22 protein-coding genes are annotated in these 18,951 nt (G+C 68.9%); 11 read left to right on the top strand and 11 right to left on the bottom strand.

Features of this window, described 5'->3' with window-relative positions:
• The first annotated feature begins 66 nt into the window (after positions 1-66).
• The 3 genes from ACFV7R_RS22040 to ACFV7R_RS22050 are packed head-to-tail and all read left to right on the top strand — an operon-like array spanning position 67 to position 1,975.
• Positions 67-1,041 (top strand): AraC family transcriptional regulator, encoded by a 975-nt coding sequence (locus ACFV7R_RS22040; RefSeq protein ID WP_385265897.1) that lies wholly within the window; start codon positions 67-69, stop codon positions 1,039-1,041.
• Positions 930-1,670: an AzlC family ABC transporter permease gene (locus tag ACFV7R_RS22045; RefSeq protein WP_385265900.1), complete on the top strand. Its 741-nt coding sequence runs from the start codon at positions 930-932 to the stop codon at positions 1,668-1,670. Before ACFV7R_RS22040 ends, ACFV7R_RS22045 begins: the two co-directional genes overlap by 112 nt.
• Positions 1,667-1,975, top strand: coding sequence for an AzlD domain-containing protein (locus tag ACFV7R_RS22050; RefSeq protein ID WP_385265903.1), 309 nt, complete (start codon positions 1,667-1,669; stop codon positions 1,973-1,975). Before ACFV7R_RS22045 ends, ACFV7R_RS22050 begins: the two co-directional genes overlap by 4 nt.
• A gap of 32 nt (positions 1,976-2,007) precedes the next feature.
• Here ACFV7R_RS22050 and ACFV7R_RS22055 read toward each other — a convergent pair whose 3' ends face one another.
• On the bottom strand, positions 2,008-2,952 hold the full coding sequence (locus ACFV7R_RS22055) for a hypothetical protein (RefSeq protein ID WP_385265906.1): 945 nt from the start codon (positions 2,950-2,952) through the stop codon (positions 2,008-2,010).
• An 80-nt stretch (positions 2,953-3,032) separates the two neighbouring features.
• On the opposite strand from ACFV7R_RS22055, the gene ACFV7R_RS22060 reads away from it, so the two are divergent.
• From ACFV7R_RS22060 to recX, 4 genes are all read left to right on the top strand, one after another.
• Complete coding sequence (locus ACFV7R_RS22060; RefSeq protein WP_224734156.1) at positions 3,033-3,227, top strand: DUF3046 domain-containing protein; 195 nt, start codon at positions 3,033-3,035, stop codon at positions 3,225-3,227.
• A 60-nt stretch (positions 3,228-3,287) separates the two neighbouring features.
• Positions 3,288-4,538: an AI-2E family transporter gene (locus ACFV7R_RS22065; protein WP_385265909.1), complete on the top strand. Its 1,251-nt coding sequence runs from the start codon at positions 3,288-3,290 to the stop codon at positions 4,536-4,538.
• A 337-nt stretch (positions 4,539-4,875) separates the two neighbouring features.
• Positions 4,876-6,003 carry a recombinase RecA gene (gene recA, locus ACFV7R_RS22070; RefSeq protein ID WP_385265911.1) on the top strand — a complete coding sequence of 376 codons (1,128 nt, stop codon included), beginning with the start codon at positions 4,876-4,878 and terminating at the stop codon, positions 6,001-6,003.
• A 4-nt stretch (positions 6,004-6,007) separates the two neighbouring features.
• Positions 6,008-6,802 carry a recombination regulator RecX gene (gene recX / locus ACFV7R_RS22075; RefSeq protein WP_385265914.1) on the top strand — a complete coding sequence of 265 codons (795 nt, stop codon included), beginning with the start codon at positions 6,008-6,010 and terminating at the stop codon, positions 6,800-6,802.
• Positions 6,803-7,005: 203 nt separating this feature from the next.
• Here the strand turns inward: recX and ACFV7R_RS22080 are convergent, their stop codons facing one another.
• The 5 genes from ACFV7R_RS22080 to ACFV7R_RS22100 all read right to left on the bottom strand — a co-directional run bounded on the left by ACFV7R_RS22080 (position 7,006) and on the right by ACFV7R_RS22100 (position 10,762).
• The gene (locus ACFV7R_RS22080; protein WP_385265916.1) at positions 7,006-7,407 is read right to left on the bottom strand and encodes a rhodanese-like domain-containing protein; all 402 of its coding nucleotides are present in this window, start codon (positions 7,405-7,407) and stop codon (positions 7,006-7,008) included.
• Between the two features lie 53 nt (positions 7,408-7,460).
• The gene (locus ACFV7R_RS22085) at positions 7,461-8,006 is read right to left on the bottom strand and encodes a cysteine dioxygenase (RefSeq protein WP_385265918.1); all 546 of its coding nucleotides are present in this window, start codon (positions 8,004-8,006) and stop codon (positions 7,461-7,463) included.
• A 78-nt stretch (positions 8,007-8,084) separates the two neighbouring features.
• Positions 8,085-8,132 carry a hypothetical protein gene (locus tag ACFV7R_RS22090; protein ID WP_309506048.1) on the bottom strand — a complete coding sequence of 16 codons (48 nt, stop codon included), beginning with the start codon at positions 8,130-8,132 and terminating at the stop codon, positions 8,085-8,087.
• 134 nt (positions 8,133-8,266) lie between these two features.
• Positions 8,267-9,919 (bottom strand): FAD-dependent monooxygenase, encoded by a 1,653-nt coding sequence (locus ACFV7R_RS22095; RefSeq protein WP_385265920.1) that lies wholly within the window; start codon positions 9,917-9,919, stop codon positions 8,267-8,269.
• Positions 9,920-10,129: 210 nt separating this feature from the next.
• The gene (locus tag ACFV7R_RS22100; RefSeq protein WP_385265922.1) at positions 10,130-10,762 is read right to left on the bottom strand and encodes a DNA-binding response regulator; all 633 of its coding nucleotides are present in this window, start codon (positions 10,760-10,762) and stop codon (positions 10,130-10,132) included.
• Between the two features lie 448 nt (positions 10,763-11,210).
• Between ACFV7R_RS22100 and ACFV7R_RS22105 the strand changes: the two genes are divergently transcribed.
• Both ACFV7R_RS22105 and ACFV7R_RS22110 read left to right on the top strand, forming a co-directional pair.
• Positions 11,211-11,573, top strand: a complete 363-nt coding sequence (locus ACFV7R_RS22105; protein ID WP_385265924.1) for a hypothetical protein — start codon at positions 11,211-11,213, stop codon at positions 11,571-11,573.
• Positions 11,570-12,082: a hypothetical protein gene (locus tag ACFV7R_RS22110; RefSeq protein WP_385265925.1), complete on the top strand. Its 513-nt coding sequence runs from the start codon at positions 11,570-11,572 to the stop codon at positions 12,080-12,082. Before ACFV7R_RS22105 ends, ACFV7R_RS22110 begins: the two co-directional genes overlap by 4 nt.
• Before the next feature lie 102 nt (positions 12,083-12,184).
• Here the strand turns inward: ACFV7R_RS22110 and ACFV7R_RS22115 are convergent, their stop codons facing one another.
• The 4 genes from ACFV7R_RS22115 to ACFV7R_RS22130 form a co-directional block, all read right to left on the bottom strand.
• Complete coding sequence (locus ACFV7R_RS22115) at positions 12,185-13,096, bottom strand: amino acid ABC transporter permease (RefSeq protein WP_385265928.1); 912 nt, start codon at positions 13,094-13,096, stop codon at positions 12,185-12,187.
• Positions 13,093-13,758 (bottom strand): amino acid ABC transporter permease, encoded by a 666-nt coding sequence (locus ACFV7R_RS22120; protein WP_385265930.1) that lies wholly within the window; start codon positions 13,756-13,758, stop codon positions 13,093-13,095. The genes ACFV7R_RS22115 and ACFV7R_RS22120 overlap by 4 nt, the downstream gene beginning before the upstream one ends.
• A gap of 77 nt (positions 13,759-13,835) precedes the next feature.
• The gene (locus ACFV7R_RS22125; RefSeq protein WP_385265932.1) at positions 13,836-14,684 is read right to left on the bottom strand and encodes a glutamate ABC transporter substrate-binding protein; all 849 of its coding nucleotides are present in this window, start codon (positions 14,682-14,684) and stop codon (positions 13,836-13,838) included.
• A gap of 82 nt (positions 14,685-14,766) precedes the next feature.
• The gene (locus tag ACFV7R_RS22130) at positions 14,767-15,543 is read right to left on the bottom strand and encodes an amino acid ABC transporter ATP-binding protein (RefSeq protein ID WP_129801104.1); all 777 of its coding nucleotides are present in this window, start codon (positions 15,541-15,543) and stop codon (positions 14,767-14,769) included.
• A 290-nt stretch (positions 15,544-15,833) separates the two neighbouring features.
• On the opposite strand from ACFV7R_RS22130, the gene ACFV7R_RS22135 reads away from it, so the two are divergent.
• Both ACFV7R_RS22135 and ACFV7R_RS22140 read left to right on the top strand, forming a co-directional pair.
• Positions 15,834-16,520, top strand: coding sequence for a response regulator transcription factor (locus ACFV7R_RS22135; protein WP_385265934.1), 687 nt, complete (start codon positions 15,834-15,836; stop codon positions 16,518-16,520).
• 9 nt (positions 16,521-16,529) lie between these two features.
• Positions 16,530-17,936: a sensor histidine kinase gene (locus ACFV7R_RS22140; RefSeq protein WP_385265937.1), complete on the top strand. Its 1,407-nt coding sequence runs from the start codon at positions 16,530-16,532 to the stop codon at positions 17,934-17,936.
• Here ACFV7R_RS22140 and ACFV7R_RS22145 read toward each other — a convergent pair.
• On the bottom strand, positions 17,926-18,924 hold the full coding sequence (locus ACFV7R_RS22145; RefSeq protein WP_385265940.1) for a TAXI family TRAP transporter solute-binding subunit: 999 nt from the start codon (positions 18,922-18,924) through the stop codon (positions 17,926-17,928). The two genes, ACFV7R_RS22140 and ACFV7R_RS22145, sit on opposite strands and share 11 nt — an antisense overlap.
• Positions 18,925-18,951 lie beyond the last annotated feature (27 nt).

The raw sequence follows: 18,951 nt of genomic DNA on the forward strand, positions 1-18,951 counted from the left end.
CCACTGACAATACGGCTGACCTGCGCGTTTGCTGCTTCGGGCCAGGCGGTGCCGGAGAATGGAGTCATGGCGGGTACCGGCGAGCGGGCGCGGCACTGGCAGTACGCGGAACTGCCCGGTGTCGATCTGCTGCGGGCCCGCTACATCCGGAAGACGTTCGTGCGGCACACGCACGAAAACTTCGTGATCGCCGCCATCGCCGACGGCGTGGAGGTCTTCCACCACGGCGGGGGCGATCAGTACGCGGGTGCCGGGGCGCTGGCCCTGGTCAATCCGGACACCCCGCACACGGGGCGGGCCGGGGTACCCGAGGGATGGCGGTACGGGGCCGTGTATCCGTCGCCGGAGGTGGTGGCGGACATCGCCGCGGAGACGACCGCGATACGCGGTACCCCGGGGTTCGTCCGGCCCGTGCTCGACGATCCGTACGCCGTGAGCCTCGTGCATCAGGTACTGCGCGCCGCCGACGAGGGCAACGCGCTGGCGGCAGACACGCTGCTGCGGGTCGCCGTGACGCGGCTGCTGCGGTTGAACGGCGGAGCACTGCCGCAACGCCAGGTGCGCACGGCGGGAGCGCGGATCGCGGCACGCGCGCGTGAGGTGCTGGAGGAGCGGATGGCCGAGCCGCCGACCCTGGAGACGCTCGCCGGGAACCTCGGCACCAGCCCGTTCGCGTTGCTGCGGGCGTTCCGGGAGGTGTACGGCATGCCGCCGCACGCCTGGCTGACCGATGCCCGCGTGCGCCGGGCGCGCCGGTTGCTGGACGCGGGGACGGCGCCCGCCGAAGCCGCCGTCGCGGTCGGGTTCACCGACCAGCCGCACCTGAACCGGCACTTCAGCAGGATCGTGGGCGTGCCTCCGGGGGCGTACCAGCGGGAGCGCAAGAACGTACAAGACGCTGCGCGACGGCTGCACCTACCGTCCGACGTGTGGCAGAACGAACAGCTCGCGCAGACACGCACACAGACATACGGGCCGACCGCGGAGGAAGGCCGGACGCCGCCGTCGTACGGGACGCCCTCGGGGTCGGAGTCGCCGTAGGACTGTCGGGGTTCGCCTTCGGGGTGACCTCGGCGGGCAGCGGGCTCAGCCTGTTGCAGACGTGTGCGCTCAGCCTGCTGGTGTTCACCGGCGCCTCCCAGTTCGCGCTGGTGGGGGCGCTCGCCGCGGGCGGGAACCCGCTCACGGCGGCTGCGGGCGCCTTCTTCCTGGGCGTGCGCAACGCCTTCTACGGGCTGCGGCTGTCGCAGTTGCTGGCCCTCCCGCGCGCGGTGCGCCCGTTCGCCGCTCAGTGGGTGATCGACGAGACGACGGCGGTCGCCCTGGCACAGCCCACGCGGCGCAGCATCCGGATCGGGTTCGTCGTGACCGGGCTCAGCCTGTACGTGCTGTGGAACCTGACCACGCTGCTGGGTGCGCTGGGGGCCGAGGCCCTCGGCGACACGGCCACCTGGGGGCTGGACGCGGCCGGGCCCGCGGTCTTTCTGGCGCTGCTGGCGCCGATGCTGAGGACCGGGACCGAGCGAGCCGTCGCCGGACTCGCCGTGGTCCTGGGGCTGGGGCTGCTGCCGGTACTGCCCGCGGGCGTGCCGGTGCTGGCGGCCGCTCTCGCGGCGCCGGCCGTGCTCTTCATGGAAGGACGCCGAGAGGCACGAAAGGGATTGCGTTGAACGTCTGGATCGCTATCGGTGTCACCGCCGTCGGCTGCTACGCCGTCAAGCTCGCCGGACTCCTCGTCCCGGCCGGTGTGCTCGAGCGGCCCCTCGTCAAACGGCTCGCAGCCCTCCTCCCCGTCGCCCTCCTCGCCGCCCTCACGGCCCAGCAGACCTTCGCCGACGGGCGTGCGCTCATGCTGGACGCGCGCGTGGCGGGGCTTGCCGCGGCGGCGCTGGCGCTGTTCCTGCGCGCCCCGTTCCTGCTCGTCGTCGCGGCGGCGGTCGTGGTGACGGCGGGGGTACGGGCGATGGGTGGGTGAGACGGGCCGGTGGGGCGGCGAGACATCCGCGGTCAGCCAATGGGCCGGCCGTACGCCCTGAGCGTGCGCAGTGCCTCGATCGTCACCAGGGGGCGCACCTCCAGCGCCGGGGCGGGTGCCCACTGACGCCATCGGATCGGCCAGCCGCCGTCCTCCTGCTGTTCGCTTGCGAGGAAGTCCAGGGAGCGGTTCATCTCGTCGTCGGTGAACCACGCGCGCGCGAGGGACTGCGGAGTTTTTGCGTAGTCGTGCGGGAAGTGGTGCTCCCCGGGGGCGTAGCCGGGGGCCACGGGGTAGGCGTCGGGCTTCTCCGGGTCCAGGACCGCGAGGCGGTGCTCGCGCACCAGGCGGCCCAGGCGGTCGGCGGCCGCCTCCGCGCGCGGGCGGTCGGGTGCCGAGTCCAGGAAGGCCACGGCGGCCTCGATCTCGTAGGGGTGGGACCGCTCCAGGGACTCGACCGTCTGCCAGCAGAAGTCCGTGGCCCGGAACAACCAGGCGTGCCAGACCTCGTTACGGTGCAGCAGGCCCACCACCGGGCCGGTGGCGAGCAGTTCGCTCGGCGGGTCGTCGACGACCGGCACGAAGGGGGCGGTCGGATAGCCCCGCTGGCTGGGACGGATCGCCGGCAGCGCGCCGTCCGGCGTGGACACGGAGGTCAGGTACCGGCACACACGCTCCACCCGCTGCCCGCCGCAGCGCCCGAGGGAGTCCAGGACGCGCAGGGCGTGGGAGGTGTGCAGCGGCTGGCTGACCGGGCCGCGCAGATCGGGTTCCAGGGCGTGGCCGTATCCGCCGTCCTGGTTGCGGTAGGCGTCCAGCGCGGTCTCCACCGGGTCGGCGCCGCCGTGCAGGAAGAGGTGGGCGAACAGGCGCTGTTCCAGCACGCGCGCGGTGAGCCAGACGAAGTGCTCGGCGCGGAAGAGCGGGGAGTGCGCCGGGGGCGTAGGGGGGAGTGGGGAAGCTCCGGTTTCGGCCATGGGTCAGACCGTAGGGCGGAAAGCGTTCTCGGCAAGCGGTCCCGGCTCGGGCCCACCCTCAGGGGCGGGATACTGGTGTCATGAGGTTGACGGTCTTCTGGGAGCGGATGGCGGAGCACTTCGGTACGGGCTACGCCGAGACCTTCGCGCGCGATCACGTGATGTCGGAGCTCGGCGGGCGCACCGTGCACCAGGCGCTCGACGCCGGCTGGGAGGCCAAGGACGTGTGGCGGGTGGTCTGCTCGGTCATGAACGTGCCACAGGAAAGGCGCTGACCGGTCACGAAGATCGCAGGACCGCACCCGATCGTCACCGGTGTGGGCGAGACTTGCCCCGTGGCACCCATAGATGAGACCGGGCAGGCAGCCCAGCAAGCATCCCCCTCCGGCACCGCGCCGCCCGCCCGGCCCCGCGGTCGCGCGTCGGGCGCACGCATGCCGCGTTGGCTGCCACGCGCCATGGTGCTGGCGCTCGCGCTCATCGCCGTGTTCCAGCTGGGCAGCTGGGCCTTTCACCAGCTCACCGGCCTGCTGATCAACATCCTGATCGCGTTCTTCATGGCCCTCGCGATAGAACCCGCGGTGAGCTGGATGGCCTCGCGCGGCATGCGCCGAGGGGCCGCCACCGGCATCGTCTTCCTCGCCGTGATCATCGCGTCCGCGGGCTTCGTCACACTGCTCGGCTCCATGCTCGCCGGCCAGATCATCACGATGGTCGAGGGATTCCCGGGCTACCTCGACTCCGTCATCAACTGGATCAACGCGCACTTCAACACCGACCTGAAGCGGGTGGACGTCCAGGAGGGCCTGCTCCGCTCCGACTGGCTGCGCAACTACGTGCAGAACAGCGCCACCGGCGTCCTGGACGTGTCCACGCAGGTCCTCGGGGGGCTCTTCCAGCTGCTGACGATCACCCTGTTCGCGTTCTACTTCGCCGCCGACGGACCGAGACTGCGCCGTGCGATCTGCTCCGTACTGCCGCCCGCACGGCAGGCCGAGGTCCTGCGGGCCTGGGAGATCGCCGTCAACAAGACCGGTGGCTATATCTACTCGCGCGGCCTGATGGCACTCATCTCGGGGATCGCGCACTACATCCTGCTGGAGAGCCTGGGCGTGCCCTACGCGCCCGTGCTGGCTGTCTGGGTGGGGCTCGTGTCGCAGTTCATCCCCACCATCGGCACGTATCTCGCGGGTGCCCTGCCCATGCTGATCGCCTTCACGGTCGACCCCTGGTACGCGCTGTGGGTACTGGTCTTCGTCTTGATCTACCAGCAGTTCGAGAACTACATGCTGCAGCCCAAGCTGACCGCCAAGACCGTCGACATCCACCCCGCGGTCGCCTTCGGCTCGGTCATCGCGGGCACCGCTCTCCTCGGCGCGGTCGGCGCGCTGATCGCCATCCCGGCGGTCGCCACGCTCCAGGCGTTCCTCGGGGCGTATGTGAGGCGGTACGACGTCACGGACGACCCGCGCGTGGACGGGAACCACAGACGGGAGCCGGGGCGGCCCGGGGCGCTCACGCGCGCGCGACGCCTGTGGGAGCAGCTGCGGGAGACGGGGCAGAGCTCGACGGCGGAGCGTCAGTAGGTGAGGACGGCCCGCACCGCGGCCCGATGACGGCGGCCACGTAGCAGCTGACCGCCCGGGGAGGCAGGGCGGGAGCGGGCTGTCGGCGCCGGAGCCGGGGCCGTTGTCGGTGCGCCGACGTAGTCTCGGAAGCGCCGCGTGGTGCGCTTGACACGAAAATCGAACATCCATTCTCATGGAGGCTCCGGCGAGGCTCTGGACGGGGATTTCCGCAGGGATTTGAGGGGGAAGTGCCCGAGTTATCCACAGGCCGGACCTACGTCGGGGCGCATTGTCAGTGGCAGGCGTTAGCGTCTTTGACGTGAAGCGATCGACTCAAGCAAACCGGGTGGAACCCATGGCAGGCACCGACCGCGAGAAGGCCCTCGACGCCGCGCTCGCACAGATTGAACGACAATTCGGCAAGGGCGCAGTCATGCGCATGGGCGAGCGGTCGAAGGAACCCATCGAGGTCATCCCGACCGGGTCGACCGCCCTCGACGTGGCCCTCGGCGTGGGCGGCCTGCCCCGCGGCCGTGTCGTGGAGATCTACGGACCGGAGTCCTCCGGTAAGACGACCCTGACCCTGCACGCGGTGGCGAACGCCCAGAAGGCCGGCGGCCAGGTCGCCTTCGTGGACGCGGAGCACGCCCTCGACCCCGAGTACGCGAAGAAGCTCGGCGTCGACATCGACAACCTGATCCTGTCCCAGCCGGACAACGGCGAGCAGGCGCTGGAGATCGTGGACATGCTGGTCCGCTCCGGCGCGCTCGACCTCATCGTCATCGACTCCGTCGCCGCGCTCGTCCCGCGCGCCGAGATCGAGGGCGAGATGGGCGACAGCCACGTGGGTCTGCAGGCCCGTCTGATGAGCCAGGCCCTGCGGAAGATCACCAGCGCGCTCAACCAGTCCAAGACCACCGCGATCTTCATCAACCAGCTCCGCGAGAAGATCGGTGTGATGTTCGGCTCCCCGGAGACCACGACCGGTGGCCGGGCGCTGAAGTTCTACGCCTCGGTGCGCATCGACATCCGGCGCATCGAGACCCTGAAGGACGGCACGGAGGCGGTCGGCAACCGCACCCGCTGCAAGGTCGTCAAGAACAAGGTCGCGCCCCCCTTCAAGCAGGCCGAGTTCGACATCCTCTACGGCCACGGCATCAGCCGCGAGGGCGGCCTGATCGACATGGGCGTGGAGCACGGCTTCGTCCGCAAGGCCGGCGCCTGGTACACGTACGAGGGCGACCAGCTCGGCCAGGGCAAGGAGAACGCCCGCAACTTCCTGAAGGACAACCCCGACCTGGCCAACGAGATCGAGAAGAAGATCAAGGAGAAGCTGGGCGTCGGCGTACGGCCCGAGGAGCCCGCTGCCGAACCGGGCGCGGACGCCGCGGTTGCCACCCCCGCGGACGACGCGGCCAAGGCGGTACCGGCACCGGCGGCGGCGAAGACGGCCAAGACCAAGGCCGCGGCCACCAAGAGCTGACCCCGTGACACGGCGAACCGACTGGCCGGAGCACGCCTACTCCGGCCCCCCACACAGACCGGAGCCGGTGAGCGCGGGCGACGGAGGCTTTGCCGGGCACGGTGACGATGAGTCGGAGGGAGGCTTGCACCCCGCTGAGGGCGTGAGCGGCAGTGGTCGGCTTCGTGGCGACCGCACAGGGCACGGCGAGGGCGGTTCACGACGTGGGCGTGGACGCCGCCGGCGCGGCTTCGCAGAGCCGTCCGCCGAGGACGGGGACGCCTTCTCCTCGTCGAGGGCCGAGAAGGGGGAGTCCTCAGGGGACCCGGCTGAGCGGGCGCGGGCGATCTGTCTGCGCCTGCTCACCGGGACCCCGCGGACGCGGAAGCAACTTGCGGACGCTCTGCGCAAGCGGGAGATCCCGGACGAGGTTGCCGAGGAGGTGCTGTCACGGTTGGAGGAGGTCGGGCTGATCAACGACAGCGCGTTCGCGGACGCCTGGGTGGAGTCCCGGCATCACGGCAGGGGACTGGCCCGCCGGGCGCTCGCCCAGGAGCTGCGGACCAAGGGGGTCGACCCCACGCTGATCGACGAGGCCGTCGCCCAACTCGACTCCGAGCAGGAAGAGTCGACCGCGCGTGAGCTGGTTGCCCGCAAGCTGCGTTCCACCCGCGGCCTCGACCGCGACAAACGACTCCGCCGCCTTGCGAGCATGCTCGCACGCAAGGGCTACCCCGAGGGCATGGCCCTGCGGGTGGTCCGGCAGGCGCTGGAGGAGGAGGGCGAGGACACGGAGTTCCTCGGCGACGAGGGGGTCTGACGCATGTGCCGCGCACCGGTGACATCCAGAATCCCCGGAACTGCGAACCACGGTTGCACAGCCCACAGCCTCGGTGCGGGAGCAGCTGTGCAAGGGGGCGGGGCGGGGCACTGTGGCACGGTAGACGCGCGGGGGCGCCGATCGCGTCCAGGGCCCTGCCCCACTCACTCCCGCCGAGCCGTGGTGCCCACGCCGCGCTCTGTCTACGACGTCACCGGAAGCCCCGCCGCCCGCCACGCCTGGAACCCGCCCACCAGGTCGGTCGCCCGGTGCAGCCCCAGCCGGTGCAGGGAATCGGCCGCCAGGCTCGAGGCGTAGCCCTCGTTGCAGATCACGACGACGCGTAGGTCGTGACTCGTGGCCTCGGGGAGGCGGTGGCTGCCATGGGGGTCGAGTCGCCACTCCAGTTCGTTGCGCTCGACGACGAGGGCGCCGGGGATCAGCCCGTCCCGCTCCCGCAGGGCCGCGTACCGGATGTCCACGAGAAGCGCCTCACCTGCGAGGGCGGCGTCGTACGCGTCCTGCGGCTCGACCCGCTCGTACCCCTCCCGCACCCGCTCCAGCAACTCGTCGATGCCGACCGCCGGTTCGCGCTCACCGCTCATCGCCGGCGCTCCGACCTCTCGATGACGAAGCCCTCCTCGTTCGCCCACCCCGCTCACTGCCAGTCCTCCGGGCGCTCGACCTGCTCCAGTCGCAGCACATGCCCCGTACGGCTGTAGCGGCGGATGCGTGGCAGGGGCGGGTAGTAGGCGTGCACGGAGACCGCGTGCCGGTCGAGGGACTCGTTGAGCACCTCGTGGACATGGTGGCGGCCGAACGAGCGCCCCCGGCCGGCCGGCAACAGGCGCTCCCGGTCGACGCCGTCCGTGAGTTCGAGGGTCCTCCAGCCGTCGGTGGGCAGTCGGGCGGCGAGCGAGTTCTCCCGCAGCTCTCCGCGGGCGGTGAGGAAGGCGCCCACCGAGTCGGCGTGGTCGTGCCAGCCGGTGCCCGTGCCCGGCGGCCAGCCGATCAGCCAGGCCTCGCTGCCGCCGGGCCCCTCCAGGCGCACCCAGGTGCGGCCCTGCGGGTCGAGCGGAAGCGAGTCGATCAGCGCGGCATCGACGGCCGTACGCCGGACGAAGTCGAGAAGGTCCGCCTGCGTTGGGGTCTTGGCGGACCGGGAGCCGGAGCTGGGAAGGGAAGAAGAGGGGGAGACAGACACGTACACCGTCCTGATGAGCGTTCGCGTGAGCGCGCGCAGCGAGACGTCAGCGGCGCGCGCGGGAAGAGAGAGGCGAGATCAGCAGGACGGGCGACACACACAGCCCGCATAGCGGACGAGGTCCATGTGGACCCTCCGCCACAGGCGTACACAGGTGTCGGTCACGACCGGAGTACACCATGCCGGTGCGGGCCGGTCAACTCACCGGCACTGTGCGGACGCAGCGACGGTGAAGACGAGGCCCTACCCAGGTGAGGGCGTCAACGAGTACCCGCCGTCGCCTCTTCCGGCGCCTTCGCCGGGCCGCCGAGCGTGGCTTCGGCCGCCGCGTACAGGTCGGCCGGGCGCACCCCGTTCAGGGCCGTGACGAGGTGCCCGTCGGGCCGGACCAGGAGCACGGTGTGGGCGGCGGCGCCCGGATAGCTCTCGGCGACGAGCAGTTCGGCGGGATGCGGCAGCGCGGTGACCGCGGCAGCGAGCCGGGGCATGATTCCCGCGGTCACCCAGTGCTTGCGCTCCCACACCCCGGTGCCCGGGGCGATCAGGACGACGAGCAGCGCGCCGCGGCCGAGCCGGTCGCGCAGTCGTACGAAGGAACCGTCCTCGGCGGTGACCCGTACGTCCGTGACGGGTGCTCCGGGGGCTGTGTGGACGGGTGCCTGGTCCTCGAGGTAGCGGGGGGTGAGCGGGGAGTCGGCGTAGGTGCCCGGGGCGCCCAGCGGACCGCGCCCCAGGTGTCCGTCGGTGAGCAGTGCGTCATGGCCGCGGGCGGTGCCGGGGACGTACGAACGCAGGCTCCCGCTGCCGCGGAGGAGCGGGAGCACCTGGTCGGCGTTGCGCAGCCGGGCAGCGACCACCGCGCGGCGCTCGGTCTGATAGCTGTCCAGCAGGGCCTCGTGCGGCCCGTGGTGCCAGGCCAGTGCCAGCTTCCAGGCGAGGTTGTCGGCGTCCCGGAGCCCCTCGTCCAGACCGTGCGTGCCCAGCGCGCCCAGCAGGTGGGCGGCGTCCCCGGCGATGAACACCCGGCCGACCCGCCAGCGGCGGGCCAGCCGGTGGTGGACCGTGTGGACTCCGGTGTCCAGGAGTTCGTACGACGGTGTGGAGCCGTCGGTCCAGCCCGCGAGGGTCTCCCGGACGCGGGCCACCAGCAGCTCGGGCGTGACCAGGTCCTTGCCGGGCGGCAGCAGCCAGTCCAGCCGCCAGACGCCGTCCGGGAGCGGGCGCGCGGTGATCTCCCCGCCCGAAGGTCCCGATGTCCGCCACGGCGGCATCCGATGGAGCAACGCCCGACCGGGCCACGGAAGTTCCGCCCGCAGGGCGGCGACGGCGTACCGCTCCACCGCGGTGCGGCCGGGGAAGCGGATGTCCTGGAGCTTGCGTACGGTCGAGCGGGGACCGTCGCAGCCGACCAGATAACTGCCGCGCCACCACGTGCCCTTGGGACCTCGAGTGTGCGCGCTGACACCGGAGGGCTCCTGCTCGATGGTGTCGAGGCGGCTGTCCACGGCGACCTTGACGAGCCGTTCGTGCGCGAGGGCCGCGCGCAGGGCGTTGGTCAGGACGTGCTGGGCGATGTGCAGCGGGGCGAACTCGACGGGAGGTGCGGTCTCCGCGGCCTCCGCACCGTCCTGGCCCTCATCTCCCGCGGTGCCGAACGTGACCTCACGCATCACCTGCTTGCGCCGCATCGACCGCCATCCGGCCCAGCGCATCCCGACCTCGTCGAGCGGCACCCCGGTCAGCCGTTCCATGAGGGCGGCGGTGTCCTCGCGCAGTACGACGGTCCGGGCGAGCCGCGGTTCGTCCTTGCCCGGCCCCTCGCCCAGGACGACGGACGGCACTTCCTGACGTGCGAGCGCCAGGGCGAGCGTGAGCCCGACGGGCCCCGCTCCGACGATGATCACCGGGTCCACGGCGCGCCGCTCCCCGTTCCCAGTGGTGCCTGGATGGACGTGTGTGAACAGGAGGTTGGAGCAGGGTGCACGATCACAGAACGTATGCAACCTATTGCCGGTGCTTGCGTCAAGTGACGGAGACCTTGGTGATCACGCCGTCGCCTCTGGGTCGTTCACCCGTGTGCGGGGCCTCCAGGGATCGTCGCTGTCAAGCGGTTCTTGCGGCGCCTACGCTACGGTCCGGGTCTTCGCGTCCCGCGCGAGCCACGCCACGCGAGCGGCGTGCACACGATTGGCGACGTCCAGTTTTGCCCGGATCGATCGGACATGGTCCTTCACTGTCTCGGGACTGATGAAGAGCTCGGCCGCGATTTCCCGGTTGGACATTCCGCGACTGACGAGCTCCAGAACCTCCTGCTCTCTCTGGCTCAAACGGAGAATTCTTTCCCGGGCAGACCGCTCCTGCGATGTCCTGGATGAGGGGCCGAGGTATTCGCTGATCATCGACTCGGAGATCTCGGGTGAGAGTACGCGGTATCCGTTTGAGATCGCCGGGATGGCCCATGAAATGTGTCGTGCAACGCTCTCCTGCAGGAGTATACCCGCCGCCCCCATCGCCAGTATTGGTCGAACTCCGGTTTGTGGAATTTGGTCGGTCACGACCAGGATCGGAATTCCGGGAGCCATTCTCCGGACGAGCTGAAGGTCTTCAGCGGAGTTGCGCCTCCAAATATGGCTACTTACGATGATTTCGGGCTTTGCGTCGCCCGCTGTGACGAAATTTAGAGATGGCTGCGACTTCAGTATTGCGTGGAGAGTCGCACAGAAGAAATTCCCGTCGTCGATTATCTCGATTCGCATTCCGCGGCCCCCGGTGTTCTCTTGTGATGTGCGGAACCTTGATGGTTGGCCACTGGTCAGATGGCCTAATTGGCTTATCTTTGGTGCGGGGATGGTGCCGCGTCAAGCTCTTCATTCCTGGTGTCGGTTATTTAGGCCTGTCTTGATGTGCGTTGGCGACTGTCGCGTAAACGATGATCACGTTTGCTGTAAATGGCGGCTTTAGCTGCTTTGGGGCGTATGTCGTGGATGCTCGATCGCATCGATGAGATCCCCCGGAGAGGGGATGCCGGACGGTGAGCTGGCTCCGGTGTAATGAGCACACGGCTCACCCGTGCGGCGATCCGGATTCGCTCGAAACGAACATGGCCCCCTGAGAGGGTGAAGAGGGATGCGTTTGTCAGTCTCAGAAAGTCGGCTCCTGAGGTCCTGGGCTCGGCGTGGTTCGCTTGTGCTCGCAGGTGTCGTCGTGGCCTCGTCGGCCACGATGGCAACCGCTACCCCGGCTGCGGCTGCCGGTTGCGGTAACCCGAAACTCAAGGTCTGGTACGACTCCGACCAGTACGGAACATACCTGAAGGCGTGGTTCAAGTCGTCGGACGGTTGCCGGACGAAAGTGTTCAACCTGCTGGGGCAGATTTACTGCACGAACCCGAGCAAGAAGGTTTATGAGAAGAACACCTCTGGAAGGGCGCCTGTCGAAACGGAGACAAAAGCGCTGCCGCCCAAGAACAAGTGCAAGTCGTTCACCGCGTACGCCAAGATTGTCTATTACCCCAACGCTGAATTCGATGACCGCTGGTCTTGGAAGTGGGGTGACTACCCGGCATGACCGGACGACGGGTGGTCGTCGCGCAGGAGAACACAACTTCGACCATGATCAAGGAGTCATCGATGGCCTTCATGCGTTGCGTGACGCGCACCAGAATGGCGGTTCTGGGCGCATCCCTGGCAGTCGTCACTGGCGCCCTCTCGGCGGCGGCGCCCGCTTCGGCCGACGACGTCGACGCCGTCTATCTCGGCACGCGCAAAGGGGAAGTTGACGTTCTCGGCGGCGGGTACAAGTGGCAATACAGTGACAAGCAGTACCGCAGCCTGATGACGCGGAACACCCGGAACCACTACATCCATGTTTCCTACAAGGGCTGCAAGGAGTGGCGGGTACGCATCGCCGCAGCACACCCCGAGGGTGGGTACACGGATGACGAGACGACGGTCAAGGGATGCAACAAGACGGCCGTGGTGAGCATCATCGGCAAGATGAATGCCAACGTCACCCTATCCGTGTATCTGCCCGTATCCGGGGACACCAGGGCCGTGGCGATCAAACCCATCAACTGAGTACCGCTGGATCAACAGCAGCCTGACGCATCGTCATGCACGAGGGGGGTGGCGCATCCGCTGCGCCACCCCCCTCGTGCGGAGTCCGAGGATCGCTCGCACTTACTGCTTGAGGTCACTTCCGGGCGCCGGCGGCGCGTGTCCCACGGTCTCCAGATCCTCGATCATTTCCACCCCGACCACGGCACCCGTGCTCTTCTTGCTGCGCCTGAGCCTGGCCTCCAGCCAGCTCGCGAAGGTGGTGAGCGCGAAGTTGATCAGGATGAAGATGACGGCCACGACCGTGAAGCTGGCGATGGTGTTCGCGCCGTAGAACGAGCTCATGGGGCGGACCGCCGCCATCAGGTCGGAGAAGTTGAGCAGTGCGCCGCCGAGTGCGGTGTCCTTCACGATGACCACCAGCTGGCTGACAATGGCGGGCAGCATCGCGGTGACCGACTGCGGCAGCAGCACGTACCGCATCGTCTGGCCCTTGCGCAGCCCGATGGCCATCGCGGCCTCCGACTGACCCTTGGGGAGGGCGAGGATGCCGGCCCGCACGATCTCCGCGAGCACCGAGGCGTTGTAGAGCACCAGGCCGGTGACCACCGCATAGAGCGGGCGGTCGTCCGAGCTGATGTCCGTGAACTCGGAGTACGCCGCGTTGGCGAAGAGCATCAGGATCAGCACCGGGATGGCGCGGAAGAACTCCACCACAATGCCGGAGGGCCACCGCACCGACCAGTGGTCGGAGAGCCGCGCGATGCCGAAGAACGCTCCGAGCGGCAGGGCGATGACCATGGCGAGGGCGGCCGCGATGAGAGTGTTCTCCAGGCCCGGCCAGATGTACGTGGTCCACGCCTCGGAGCCGGTGAGGAAGGGTTCCCACTTCGCCCAGTCGAGCTGGTTCTTCTCGTTGAGCTTGTCGACCACCCACCACACCGTGGCGGCGAACGCGATCACAAACACGACGGACAGAAGGACGTTCCGCCGCCTGGCCCGGGGCCCGGGGACGTCGTACAGGACCGAACTCATCGCTTCACCGCCACCTTCTTGCTCACCCAGCCGAGGATCAGACCGGTCGGGAGGGTGAGGCAGACGAACCCGAACGCGAAGATGGCGGAGATGAGTAGGACCTGGGCCTCGTTCTCGATCATCTCCTTCATCAGCAGCGCGGCCTCGGCCACGCCGATCGCCGCCGCGACCGTGGTGTTCTTGGTCAGCGCGATCAGCACGTTCGTCAGCGGACCGACCACCGAGCGGAACGCCTGGGGGAGCACGACCAAGGTGAGCACCTGCGTGAAGTTCAGCCCCATGGCGCGGGCCGCCTCGGCCTGGCCGACCGGCACGGTGTTGATCCCGGAACGCAGCGCTTCACAGACGAACGCCGCCGTGTAGGCGATCAAGCCGAGTACGGCGAGCCGGAAGTTGATGGTTTCGAGCCTGTCAGAGCCGAGGCTGATGCCCAGGGTCGAGTAGAGGCCCAGTGATGTGAAGAGGATGATGATCGTCAAGGGGATGTTCCGCACCACGTTCACGTAGGCGGTGCCGAACCCGCGCATCAGGGGGACGGGGCTGACCCGCATGGCGGCCAGCAGAGTTCCCCAGATCAGGGAGCCGATGGCGCTGTAGACGGTGAGCTGCACCGTCGTCCAGAACGCCTCCAGCAGGTCGTAGCCTTCAAGAAAGTCGAACACTGTCTCCCGCGCTTCCGCACATGGGCAGGGCACGGCACGCCGCCACACAGGGCGGCGTGCCTACCTCTTCGCCCTGCTTACTTGACGATGTCGCCGATCTTCGGCGCGGGCTCGTTCTCGTAGTTCGCCGGACCGAAGTTGGCCTTCACGGCCTCGTCCCAGGACTTGTCCTCGACCATCTTCTCCAGGGCGGTGTTGATCTTGTCCTTGAGGTCGCTGCCCTCCTTGACGCCGATTCCGTAGTTCTCGTTGCTCATCTCGAAGCCGGCGAGCTTGAACTTGCCCTTGAACTGCTCCTGCGCGGCGTAGCCGGCAAGGATGGAGTCGTCGGTGGTCAGCGCGTCGACGACCTTGTTCTCCAGGCCGGTCAGGCACTCCGAGTAGCCGCCGTACTCCTGGAGGTTGGCGTCCGGGGCGAGCTTGTCCTTGACGTTCTGCGCCGAGGTCGAACCGGCCACCGAGCAGAGGTTCTTGTCGTTGAGGTCTTCCGGCTTCGTGATCGAGTTGTCGTCGGCGCGGATCAGGATGTCCTGGTGGGCCAGCAGGTACGGGCCGGCGAAGTCGACCAACTCGTCGCGCTCGTCGGTGATCGAGTACGAGGCGACGATGAAGTCGACGTCGCCGCGCTGCAGCATCGTCTCGCGGTCGCTGCTCTTCGCCTCCTTCCACTCGATCTGGTCCTCGCTGTAACCGAGTTCCTTGGCGACGTAGGTCGCCACGTCGACGTCGAAGCCCGAGTAGCCGTCCGGGGTCTTCTGGCCGATGCCCGGCTGGTCGAACTTGATGCCGATGGTGACCTTGTCGCCACCGCCCGAGCCCGAACCCGAACCCGAGTCGCCGTCGCCGTCGTCGCCGCCACACGCGGTCGCGGTCAGGGACAGGACAAGCGCGGCGGCCGCCGCGGCGGTGACCTTGCGGAGCTTCATGGTGAACATCCTTTGCGTGGTGAAGTGGACGCGGGCCGTCCGGTGCGGGTGACGCAGCTGGTCGCGGACGCGACGAGCGCGGTCAGTGGTGCAGGATCTTCGACAGGAAGTCCTTGGCGCGGTCGCTGCGCGGATTGCTGAAGAACTGGTCCGGCACAGCCTCTTCGACGATGCGACCGTCTGCCATGAACACCACACGGTTCGCAGCCGATCGGGCGAAGCCCATCTCGTGCGTGACGACGATCATGGTCATGCCGTCGCGGGCGAGCTGCTGCATGACCTCGAGGACCTCGTTGATCATCTCCGGGTCGAGGGCCGAGGTCGGCTCGTCGAAGAGCATGACCTTCGGGTCCATGGCCAGGGCGCGCGCGATCGCGACACGCTGCTGCTGGCCTCCGGAGAGCTGGGCGGGGTACTTGTCCGCCTGCGAGGCCACGCCGACCCGGTCGAGCAGGGCGCGCGCCTTCTCCTCGGCCTTCTTCTTGTCCGCCCTGCGGACCTTGATCTGGCCGAGCATCACGTTCTCGAGCACGGTCTTGTGTGCGAAGAGGTTGAACGACTGGAACACCATCCCGACGTCGGCACGCAGCCGGGCCAGCTCCTTGCCCTCCGCGGGCAGCGGCTTGCCGTCGATGGTGATCGCGCCCGAGTCGATCGTCTCCAGGCGGTTGATGGTGCGGCACAGGGTGGACTTCCCGGACCCGGAGGGCCCGATGACCACGACGACCTCGCCGCGGGCGATCGTCAGATCGATGTCCTGGAGTACGTGCAACGCGCCGAAGTGCTTGTTGACATTCTTCAGGACCACGAGCTCGCCGGTCGCGGCCACATCTTCCTTGGCCACCGATACTTCGGTCATCGCTCTCAGGCTCCGTCCTCCTCGCGGTTTCGGAGGACAGTAGCTACCCTACGCGACCTGCGTCATTACATCTGAGGCGAATTTGAGTATCACGATCCGGTAGCAGTCGGACACGTGTCGTAGCACTTGGGGGTGGAGCTCGTATCGGCCGGGTAACGGAAGCCCTCCGCAACCCGAACCCTCTTGACGCCGTCCTTACCCATCAGCGTCACTGCCTTGGTGCACGCGCGCGCGTGCACGCGTTTTCTACCCAGACGGACCGTACTGCCGATGAACCGGAGGAGGCCGGGATGAGACTGCTCCTCGTCGAGGACGACAACCATGTCGCCGCTGCCCTGTCCGCGGTCCTGGCGCGGCACGGTTTCGACGTCACGCACGCGCGCAGTGGGGAGGAGGCCCTCCAGGCGCTCGTCCCGGAAGGCCCCGGATTCGGTGTCGTGCTGCTCGACCTCGGCCTGCCCGACCAGGACGGATACGAGGTGTGCAGCAAGATCCGCAAACGCACCAGCACCCCGGTGATCATGGTCACCGCGCGCTCCGACGTCCGCTCCCGCATCCACGGCCTCAACCTGGGCGCCGACGACTACGTGGTGAAGCCGTACGACACGGGGGAGCTGCTCGCCCGGATCCACGCCGTCAGCCGGCGCAGCGTCCCCGAAGAGGCCACGGGCAGCAGCGAGAGCGCCCTGCACCTGGGCCCTGTGCGCATCGAACTGCCCACCCGCCAGGTCAGCGTGGATGGTTCGGTTGTCCAACTGACCCGCAAGGAGTTCGATCTGCTCGCCCTGCTCGCCCAGCGCCCCGGGGTGGTCTTCCGCAGGGAACAGATCATCAGCGAGGTGTGGCGTACCAGCTGGGAGGGGACCGGACGCACCCTGGAGGTGCACGTCGCCTCGCTGCGCGCCAAGCTGCGCATGCCGGCGCTGATCGAGACCGTACGCGGCGTCGGCTACCGGCTCGTCGCCCCGGCCGGGTAGCGGGGCAGAGTGCACACACGTCTCCTGCCGCTGCTCATCGTCCTGATGGCGGCCGTACTGCTGGCGCTGGGCATTCCGCTCGCCGTCAGCGTGGCGGCGGCCCAGCAGCAGAAGGTGGTCGTCGACCGGATCGACGACACGGCGTTCTTCGCGGCCCTCGCCCAGTTCGTCACCGCTCCGCCCAGTGGATCCCGCCGCACGGACCCGGACGAGCGCCTGGAGACGCTGAGTCGCGAACTCGACAGCTACTACAAGGTCTACGGCATTCGTGTCGGTGTCTTCTACGCCAATGACGCCCCCATGGCTCATGCGCCCGCCGACTGGTTCCTCCCCCGGGAGGGTGAGGTGCGCAACGCCTTCGACGAGGCGCTGCTCAGCCGCCGCAGCGACGACCCCAAGCAGGTGTGGCCCTGGCAGCGACACCGGCTCGTCGTCGCGTCGCCGGTCATCCGGGACGGCGACGTGGTCGCGGTCGTGGTCACCGACTCGCCCACGGGCCAGATGCGTTCACGGATCCTGTCCGGCTGGCTGGTCATCATCGCGGGCGAGACGGCCGCGATGCTGCTGGCCGTCGGCGCCGCCCTGCGGCTGACCGGCTGGGTGCTCAGACCCGTCCGGGTCCTGGACGCCACGACGCACGACATCGCCACGGGACGCCTGAAGTCCCGGGTCGCGGCGGCCGGCGGACCGCCGGAACTCCGCAGGCTCGCCCGATCGTTCAACGAAATGGCGGACAACGTCGAGGCCGTGCTGGAGCAGCAGCGTGCCTTCGTCGCCGACGCCTCGCACCAACTGCGCAACCCGCTGTCCGCACTGCTGCTGCGCATCGAACTGCTCGCCCTCGAACTCCCCGAGGGCAACGAGGAGATCGCCTCGGTCCAGACCGAGGGCAAGCGCCTGGCACAGGTCCTGGACGACCTGCTCGACCTGGCGCTGGCCGAGCACGCCGAGGCCGACCTGAGCCTCACGGACATCGGCGCGCTGACCGCCGAGCGCGTCGCCGCGTGGGCGCCGACCGCCGAGGCCAGGGGCGTCCGGCTGGTCGGGGACTGCCCGCCCACGACAGCCTGGGCGGACCCGGTGACGTTGTCCAGCGCGCTGGACGCGGTGATCGACAACGCGGTGAAGTTCACGCCGAAGGACGAGCGCGTCGAGGTCACCGTCGCCTCCAACGGCGACACCTCGACGATCGTGGTCGCCGACGGCGGACCCGGCCTGACCGACGAGGAACTCACCCGCGTCGGCGACCGCTTCTGGCGCAGCAGCCGCCACCAGAACGTCAAGGGCTCCGGCCTCGGCCTGTCCATCACACGCGCCCTGCTCGCGGCGGCCGGCGGCTCCATCGCGTACGGCCATCATGAGCCGCACGGGCTGAAGGTGACGGTGACCCTGCCGAGGACCGGACCTACGGCTTGACCGAGCGGTAGTAGCGCCGGGCACCCTCGTGCAGCGGCAGCGGGTCGGTGTAGATCGCCGTGCGCAGGTCGACCAGCTGGGCGGAGTGGACGTGGGCGCCGATGCGATCACGGCTCTTGATCACCGTGCGGGTCAGCCACTCGGTGAGCTCGGAATCCATGTCCGTGCGGGTGATCAGCACGTTGGACACCGCCATCGTCGGCACGGTGGCCCCGTTCTGGGCGGTGCCGTAGGCCGACTCCGGCATGTTGGTGGAGCGGTAGTAGTGGGTGGCGCGGCCCTGGCGGTGCAGCTCGGACACGAAGTCGGCATCGATCGGGACGAACCGGAAGTCGAACGTGTCCGCGAGCTGTTTCAGGCCGTCCGTCGGCAGTCCACCGGACCAGAAGAACGCGTCGATCTCGTCCCGCTTCAGCCGGTTCGGCCCGGTGTCGATGCCGTCGGACAGCGGCGTGATGTCCTGCTGCGCGTCGATGCCCGCCGTCTTGAGCACCCGGGTCGCGATCAGTCGCACACCTGAGCGGGGAGGCCCTATGGCAACCCGCCGGCCGCGCAGGTCGGCGACGGACTGGATGTCCGAGCCGCGCGGGACGACGAGATGCACATAGTCGTCGTACAGGCGGGCGACCCCGCGCAGCCGGTCGGCGCCGGGCCCGTTGTTGAGCTCGTACGTCTCCACCGCGTCCGCCGCGGCGATCGTGAAGTCGACCTCGCCGGTCGCCACGCGCGCGACGTTCTCCTGCGAACCGTCGCTGGTCATCAGCCGCACCTCGAGGTTCGGCATGTCCTTGGCGAGCTCGGTGCGCAGCAGGGTGCCGTACCGCTGGTAGACCCCGCGCGGTGTGCCGGTGCTGAAGGTGATCGTCCCGCTCGGCGGCTCCTCGCCCAGCGGCAGCAGCCACCACAGCAGCAGCCCGAAGGCGACGAAGCCGGCGGCCGCGCCCTGCAGGGCGCGGCGTCTGCCGATACGGGACAACACCTTGGACATGCGCGCGATCCTGCCAGCCCGTACGCC

This window comes from Streptomyces sp. NPDC059866 (genome assembly GCF_042731325.1).
Taxonomy (GTDB): Bacteria; Actinomycetota; Actinomycetes; order Streptomycetales; family Streptomycetaceae; genus Streptomyces; species Streptomyces flavusporus.